The sequence below is a fragment of the Chitinivorax sp. PXF-14 genome, from assembly GCF_040812015.1.
Classification (GTDB): domain Bacteria; phylum Pseudomonadota; class Gammaproteobacteria; order Burkholderiales; family SCOH01; genus JBFNXJ01.
Map to the genome: position 1 here is coordinate 122,943 of NZ_JBFNXJ010000014.1, position 7,893 is coordinate 130,835.

Annotated in this window: 7 protein-coding genes; 2 read left to right on the top strand and 5 right to left on the bottom strand. The window is 61.1% G+C overall.

Going from position 1 to position 7,893, the window contains the following annotated elements; genetic code table 11:
- From ABWL39_RS16490 to purU, 4 genes are all read right to left on the bottom strand, one after another.
- Positions 1-273: a barstar family protein gene (locus ABWL39_RS16490; RefSeq protein WP_367793729.1), complete on the bottom strand. Its 273-nt coding sequence runs from the start codon at positions 271-273 to the stop codon at positions 1-3.
- The gene (locus tag ABWL39_RS16495; RefSeq protein WP_367793732.1) at positions 264-713 is read right to left on the bottom strand and encodes a ribonuclease domain-containing protein; all 450 of its coding nucleotides are present in this window, start codon (positions 711-713) and stop codon (positions 264-266) included. The genes ABWL39_RS16490 and ABWL39_RS16495 overlap by 10 nt, the downstream gene beginning before the upstream one ends.
- Positions 714-868: 155 nt before the next feature.
- Entirely contained in the window at positions 869-1,405 is a 537-nt protein-coding gene (locus ABWL39_RS16500; RefSeq protein WP_367793735.1) for a hypothetical protein, read from the bottom strand.
- 16 nt (positions 1,406-1,421) lie between these two features.
- Positions 1,422-2,276 carry a formyltetrahydrofolate deformylase gene (purU, locus tag ABWL39_RS16505; protein WP_367793752.1) on the bottom strand — a complete coding sequence of 285 codons (855 nt, stop codon included), beginning with the start codon at positions 2,274-2,276 and terminating at the stop codon, positions 1,422-1,424.
- Positions 2,277-2,562: 286 nt separating this feature from the next.
- Here purU and ABWL39_RS16510 point away from each other — a divergent pair, with 286 nt between their 5' ends.
- Positions 2,563-5,478, top strand: a complete 2,916-nt coding sequence (locus ABWL39_RS16510; protein WP_367793737.1) for a ribonucleoside-diphosphate reductase subunit alpha — start codon at positions 2,563-2,565, stop codon at positions 5,476-5,478.
- 380 nt (positions 5,479-5,858) lie between these two features.
- On the opposite strand, the gene ABWL39_RS16515 is transcribed toward ABWL39_RS16510, so the two are convergent.
- Positions 5,859-6,161: a high-potential iron-sulfur protein gene (locus ABWL39_RS16515; RefSeq protein ID WP_367793739.1), complete on the bottom strand. Its 303-nt coding sequence runs from the start codon at positions 6,159-6,161 to the stop codon at positions 5,859-5,861.
- 282 nt (positions 6,162-6,443) lie between these two features.
- Here ABWL39_RS16515 and ABWL39_RS16520 point away from each other — a divergent pair, with 282 nt between their 5' ends.
- Positions 6,444-7,592 carry a ribonucleotide-diphosphate reductase subunit beta gene (locus ABWL39_RS16520; protein WP_367793741.1) on the top strand — a complete coding sequence of 383 codons (1,149 nt, stop codon included), beginning with the start codon at positions 6,444-6,446 and terminating at the stop codon, positions 7,590-7,592.
- Positions 7,593-7,893 lie beyond the last annotated feature (301 nt).

The following is a 7,893-nucleotide window of genomic DNA, read 5'->3' on the forward strand; positions in this document are numbered from 1 at the left end:
TTAGCCGAGCCTGATCGTCACATCGTCGCGTTCATCCACCACATCGTTAAACAATTCACGCAAGGCCTCGAACTTGTCACCAAGCTGGGTGCGGTCGGCTGCTGCAGTGGGCCAGTCGATCTCGATCGGACCTTCGATATCGCAGCACAGCATGTCCCACAGTGCATCGAGATTGCGCCCGAAATGGCCGGAGAACGCCAGCTGGCGCACCAGCTCGTCATAGAGCTGGTCGAACGAGCGAATATTCTCCAGACGGCAACGCCTTACTTGCATGTGGGCACCTCGACGAAACTGCGGTAGTGGTCGACCGTAACCTGACGGCGGCCATCGCTGCTGAACAATAGCCGCTTGGCACCGCGTTTGCCGCCCTTGAAATCGAGATCGGCTTCGCGCCATTTGCCTGGCGGCAGCTGGCCCTCGCGGTTGCCGAAGCGGTCGCCGCCGATACTCTTGCCGCCAAGCCCCGGCACCGACCACAGATCGCGCCCAGGCCGCCAGCCGGCATCACGCGCCTGGTTCTTGGTCACGAACTTGGCAGGCAGCTGGCGATTGCCGCTGGCGTTCAGGCTATCCAGCATCTCGGCCAGCTCCGTCTGGTTGACGGCCGGGCGCAGCGTTTGATTCAGGCGCCCGACAACCTCGCCGCAACTCGCGGCAGCGGCCGGCAGCGACAGCAGCCACAAGGGCAGGCTCAACAACAGCACACGACGCATTGATCCGTTTCTCCGGGAAAACCTGTCCAGGCTCATTATGGACAGCGGGTCACACAGGGTAAAGGGCGCATCCGGCAGCCTCGCGGCCCCGGCACATCACGGGGCAAGGCAGCTGTCAGCACATCCGGCCATGGCGCCCGCAAGCCGAAGTCTGGCTAATTCCGCACATCCGGTATCCAGCCGAAACCGGACGCCACCACCATCACCAGCACATAAAGGATGAAGGCCATCGGCGTGAACAGCAGTACGCCGCCGATCACGTGCGCCCGCCTCACCTGCGTCGCCTGGGTCAGCGCGTTGATGAGAATCACCACGCTGTAGATAGCCAGCCCCATCGCCACCACGGCGTCGAAAGGCGCATCGAACCAGGCGATCACCGGTGTCAGCAGGTTGACCCCGTTGGCCAGCACCAGGAGCGGCCACAGGCTCTCGTTGCCCTGCCAGTTGTCGCCCTGCCGCAGCCACCAGCTGAAGAAGGTGTTGAGCAGCAGCAGCGTGATCCATTCGAAAAACACGAAGAAACCGATCTTGACCAACAGCGGCGCCTCGAAGTCTTCCGACACGGCTGCCGAGAACACCCCCATGACAGTGACGAGCAGAGCAAGCTGCCAGGCGGGGTGGCGATACTCGCCCAATGGCTTGACGCGAAAGCGCGCCAGATTGAGCAGGTCGTCGAACAGTTGCGAGAACATGGAAAAGTTGCCCATCTCAGTCGAAGATTACCGTCTTCTTTGCGTATTCGAGGATGCGATGGTCGGTATGCCAGCGCACCGCGCGTGACAGCACCACCTTCTCCAGGTCGCGCCCCTTCTGGATCAGGTCTTCGACCGAATCGCGATGCGAGATGCGCGTCACGTCCTGCTCGATGATCGGGCCGTCGTCGAGGATCTCGGTCACATAGTGGCTGGTCGCACCAATCAGCTTCACGCCACGCTGGTGTGCACGATGGTAGGGCTTGGCGCCGTCGAAGGCCGGCAGGAAGGAGTGGTGGATATTGATGATGCGGCGCGGGTAGCGCTTCACGAATTCCGGCGACAGCACCTGCATGTAGCGCGCCAGTACGATCAGGTCCACCTTGTATTGTTCGAGCAGCGCGAACTGTCGGGCCTCGGCTTCGTCCTTGTTGTCGCGCGTCACCTCGACGCAATGGAACGGGATGCCGTGAAAATCCGCCAGGCGCTGGGTATCGGGGTGATTGCTGATGATCACCGGTATCTCGCAACGCAGCTCGCCACTCGCATGGCGGTGCAGCAGGTCGACCAGGCAGTGGTCGTATTTCGACACGAATACCGCCAGGCGCGTGCGGTTTTGCGACAACTTGAGCTGCCAGTGCATGTCAAACCGTTCAGCGATCGGTGCGAAGGCTGGCTCGAACGCGTCGACAGGCAGCTTGAAGCCGTCCAGGTCCCACTCCACGCGCATCAGGAACAGGCCCTCGTCGGCATCCTGGTGTTGGTCGGCGTGCAGGATATTGGCGTCGTAGGTGTAGAGGAAATTGGCAATTGCGGCCACCAGGCCGCGTCGATCAGGGCAGGAAATCAGTAAGGTAGCGGTGTTCTTCATCATTGTTCTCAAGCCGGCATGCGAACAGGCATATGGTTTGCTTTCCCAACGGCATGGCTGCGCGGGTAGGCCCCATTCTAGCAGAACAGGCCAGCACCACAGCGCTGTCCAGCGCATCGACGGCCACATGCCCGATCGGGAATTATTTTTTATTTATCAAGGGGGCAGACGCAGATTTTCAGGTTGATTTTTTCCCGCCAGTCACTAGAATTGGGCTTCAAAACGAGAATAAACCACTATATCTTGTGTTATTCACAATCTGTCCACAACTGATCCACAACCTATAATGGAGACCCCTGGCATGCACACCTCCACGACAGATACGGCATTTACGGCCCCCGCTCCCACCGCGGGCGCCGCCTATCCACAGGAAAGCGCAACCCAACACGGCGTTGCGGAGTACAAGACCATTCGCCGCAACGGCAGCGTGGTGCCGTTCGAGCCGATGAAAATCACGGTCGCCATGACCAAAGCTTTCCTCGCCGTACACGGTGGCCAGGGTGCCGCCTCCGCGCGCATCCGCGAGCTCGTGCAACAGATGACCGACGTCGTCGTGCGCCAGCTGATGCGGCGCAAGCCTGAAGGCGGCGCGATCCATATCGAAGAAATCCAGGACCAGGTCGAGCTCGCGCTGATGCGTTCGGGCGAGCACGACGTGGCCCGTGCCTACGTCCTCTATCGCGAAATGCGCTCGCGCGAGCGCGCCGAGCGTGGCGAGAGCGACGTTGCCACCAGCATCAATGTCGTCGAGAACGGCATCACCCAGCCGCTCGATCAGGGCAAGCTGAAGGCGCTGATCAAGTCCGCCTGCAAGGGCCTCGAGCAGTTCACCGACGCCGAGCACATCCTCGCTGAAACGCAAAAGAACCTGTACGACGGCGTGCCGGCCGAAGAAGTCCGCAAGTCGGCCGAGCTGTCCGCCCGCCAGCTGATCGAGAAGGACCCGGCCTATAGCTACGTCGCCGCCCGCCTGCTGCTGAACCGCCTGCGCTTCGAAGTGCTGGGCGAGGAAGTCAGCCACGAGGCGATGGAAACCCGCTACGCCGACTACTTCCCAGGCTTCATCAAGAAAGGCGTCGAAGCCGAGCTGCTCGACCCGACCCTGCTGCAGTTCGATCTGGCCAAGCTGTCCGCCGCGCTCAAGCACGAACGTGACTACCAGTTCGGCTACCTCGGCCTGCAGACCCTGTTCGACCGCTACTTCCTGCACATCCACGGCCACCGCATCGAGCTGCCGCAGGCATTCTACATGCGCGTCGCGATGGGCCTGGCACTGAACGAAATCGACCGCGAAGCGCGCACCATCGAGTTCTACAACGTACTGTCGACCTTCGACTTCATGTCCTCGACACCGACGCTGTTCAACTCCGGCACGCTGCGCAGCCAGCTGTCGAGCTGCTACCTGACCACCATCGCCGATGACCTCGATGGCATCTACGAAGGCCTCAAGGAAAACGCACTGCTGTCGAAGTTCGCCGGCGGCCTCGGCAACGACTGGACGCCAGTGCGCGCGCTCGGCTCGCACATCAAGGGCACCAACGGCAAGTCGCAAGGTATCGTGCCCTTCCTAAAAGTGGTCAACGACACCGCCGTCGCAGTCAATCAGGGCGGCAAGCGCAAGGGCGCCGTCTGCGCCTACCTGGAAAGCTGGCACGCCGACATCGAGGAATTCCTCGACCTGCGCAAGAACACCGGTGACGACCGTCGCCGCACCCACGACATGAACACCGCCAACTGGGTGCCGGATCTTTTGATGAAACGCGTCATGGAAGGCGCCGACTGGTCGCTGTTCTCGCCATCCGAAACGCCTGACCTGCACGACCTCTACGGCAAGGCCTTCGAAGAAGCCTATGTGCGCTACGAAGCCAAGGCAGCGCGCGGCGAAATGCGCGTGTACAAGAAGATCCCGGCACTGCAGCTGTGGCGCAAGATGCTGACCATGCTGTTCGAAACCGGCCACCCGTGGATCACCTTCAAGGACCCGTGCAACATCCGCAGCCCGCAGCAGCACATGGGCGTGGTACACAGCTCGAACCTCTGCACCGAGATCACGCTGAACACCAACGACAGCGAAATCGCCGTGTGCAACCTGGGCTCGGTCAACCTGGTCAACCACATGGTTGAAGGCCCAGATGGCAAGCCACAGCTCGACAACGCCAAGCTGCACCGCACCATCAAGACCGCGATGCGCATGCTCGACAACGTGATCGACATCAACTTCTACCCGGTCAAGAAGGCACGCAACTCCAACCTGCGTCACCGTCCGGTCGGCATGGGCATCATGGGCTTCCAGGATTGCCTGCACATCCAGCGCATCCCGTATGCCTCGGATGCCGCCGTCGAATTCGCCGACCGCTCGATGGAAGCAATCGCCTTCCACGCCTACTGGGCATCGACCGAGCTGGCCGAAGAGCGCGGCAAGTACCCGAGCTACAACGGCAGCCTGTGGGACCGCGGCATCCTGCCGCACGACTCGCTCGACCTCCTGGCCGAGGCACGTGGCGGCTACCTCGATGTGGACCGCACCACCACCCAGGACTGGGACAGCCTGCGTGCCCGCATCAAGCAATACGGCATGCGCAACTCGAACTGCCTGGCCATCGCCCCGACCGCGACCATCGCCAACATCGTCGGCGTCTCGGCCTCGATCGAGCCGACCTACCAGAACCTGTTCGTGAAGTCGAACCTGTCGGGCGAATTCACCGTCACCAACGAATACCTGGTGAAGGACCTGAAGGAACGCGGCCTGTGGGACGAAGTCATGGTCTCCGACCTCAAGTACTTCGACGGCAGCCTGGGCCGCATCGACCGCGCCCCGCAAGACCTGCGTGAGATCTACGCCACCGCCTTCGAAATCGACCCGAAGTGGCTGGTCGAATGCGGCTCACGCCGCCAGAAGTGGATCGACCAGGCGCAATCGCTGAACCTGTACATGGCCAACGCCTCGGGCAAGAAACTCGACGAGCTCTACAAGCACGCCTGGGTCAAGGGCCTGAAGACCACCTACTACCTGCGCACGCTGGCAGCGACCTCCGCCGAGAAATCGACCGGCCGTGGCGGCGAGTTGAACGCCGTACCGGTAGACGGCGGCCTGTCGGCTGCGCCAGCGGCCACCGGCAGCAGCTATGCCGCGGGCGAAGGCGCATCCGAAGGCGCCAAGTTCTGCTCGATTGACAACCCGGAATGTGAAGCCTGCCAGTAAGCAGGGTTCACATGAAGGGTTGCGGCGAAGCCACAATCCCGGGAAATCGAGTGCGGCAGCGCTCGGCTTCCAGCACCGACAAGTGCAGTGTGAGGCTTGCCAATAAGGCAAGCATCGCGGGAGGGGTGACGGCGAAGCCACAATCCCGGGGAAATCAAGTGCGGCAGCGCTCGGTTTCCAGCACCGACAATAATCGCCCGGATGAAGCGGCAACGCACAATCCGGGCGATTCGTCTCTGCGATGGCCAGATAGCAGGGCCGGGCTTAGCCAGCCACTCATGCAGTCCCAACGTCGGCCCACATGGGCCGATAGTTCAGCCGACTCCCTGCCGAGTCGGCTGAACTATCGGTCAGGATTCGGCGCCTAACGGTTCAGGCGCTCACTGATAAGCACTGCACCAACCCTTGGCGTTGACGCGCTTGCCGGGGAAGATCGGGCAGCCGCCCCACTCCGAAGCGCCATCACCGAGAAAAACCTGGCAGGTATCGCAAGTCTGGCCTGGCGAATAGGCCGGGAATTTGTCCTTGTCCACCAGGCTCGCATCGTGGCGGTAGCCGAGCGATTCGGCCTTGGCGTCGTGCTCGTCCAGCGCATCGGCAGGGGGCGCAGCCTGCAGCCTGCCGGACAGGGCAACCCCGGCGACGGGCAGCCAGCAGAGCAGAAAGGTACGACGTGTGGTCATCTCGGCCTCCAGTGGTGAATCGAGGAAACAGGCGTCGCCTTCATCGTAGCCGACAATCGCTACACCGACACGCCGACCGCAATTTATTGAATCAACAAATAGGAAAGACACTATAGGTTGTAGTTTGAAACTTGACTCCAACCTGAATCTCGACCAAGCTTCAGATATCATCGGCCGCCGAAATGGCGCCACACAGCACAGTCCCAAGCCGCCACCGAGCGGCGGCAATCCCGAATCACCCGATCCCCCATCAGGGAAGACATAACAAGGAGTCGCTCCACCATGCTGAGCTTTGACGACGACATCACCACCAGCCACCCCGCGCGCCCTGCCCCGCAGCCCGCACCGCAGATGGCCCAGCCGGCCGCTGCCGCGCCCGCGTACGACCACAACAACATCGCCCAGCAAGACACCAACCGCGTCTCCGCCGTCGACAAGCGTGTCATCAACGGCCAGACCGACGTCAACCAGCTCGTGCCGTTCAAGTACAAATGGGCCTGGGAAAAATACCTCGCCACCTGCGCCAATCACTGGATGCCGCAGGAAGTGAACATGCAGCGCGACATCGAGCTGTGGAAGAACCCCAACGGCCTCACCGAAGACGAGCGCCGCGTCGTCAAGCGCAACCTGGGCTTCTTCGTCACCGCCGACTCGCTCGCCGCCAACAACATCGTGCTCGGCACCTACCGCCAGATCACCGCGCCCGAGTGCCGCCAGTTCCTGCTGCGCCAGGCGTTTGAAGAAGCGATCCACACCCACGCCTACCAGTACATCGTCGAAAGCCTGGGGCTGGACGAAGGCGAAGTGTTCAACGCCTACCACGAGATCAAGTCGATCCGCGACAAGGACGAATTCCTGATCCCGTTCATCGACAGCCTGACCGACCCCGCCTTCAAGACCGGCACCTTCGAAACCGACCAGCAGCTGTTGAAGTCCATCATCGTCTTCGCCTGCATCATGGAAGGCCTGTTCTTCTACGTCGGCTTCGTGCAAATCCTCGCACTGGGCCGCCAGAACAAGATGACCGGCGCCGCCGAGCAATACCAGTACATCCTGCGCGACGAATCGATGCACTGTAACTTCGGCATCGACCTGATCAACACCATCAAGCTCGAAAACCCGCAACTGTGGACCGACGCCTTCAAGGCCGAGCTCACCGAGCTGTTCAAGAAAGCCGTCGACCTCGAATACGCCTACGCCGAAGACACCATGCCGCGCGGCGTGCTCGGCCTCAACGCGCCGATGTTCAAGGAATACCTGCGCTTCATCGCCAACCGCCGCATGCAACAGATCGGCCTCGACACCCTGTTCCCAGGAGCGACCAATCCATTCCCGTGGATGAGCGAAATGATCGACTTGAAGAAAGAGAAGAACTTCTTCGAGACGCGGGTAATTGAATACCAATCGGGTGGGGCGTTGAGCTGGGATTGATTAAAAGAGCGTCGGGCGACACATAATTTTTCACCCGACGACACATAATTTTTCATTCTGCAGCTCAGTAAGCGCCAATCTCTACGCCATATTTGGCGGCGCCGTCCCCATACTCTGATCTGGTGACAGCCCGCCCTCTGGTCAGCGCTTAGTCTTGAAAAGATTAGAGGGATGAGTGTGTTGGCGCATGAATACTCGGTGTTGGGGGGGAACCGTTCAGCAATCGGCAGATACCTGAGCATCGTTGCGTCTGCTATCGAGGCTGGTCTAGGTACGCTGATTGCATGGTTGATCGATGTCG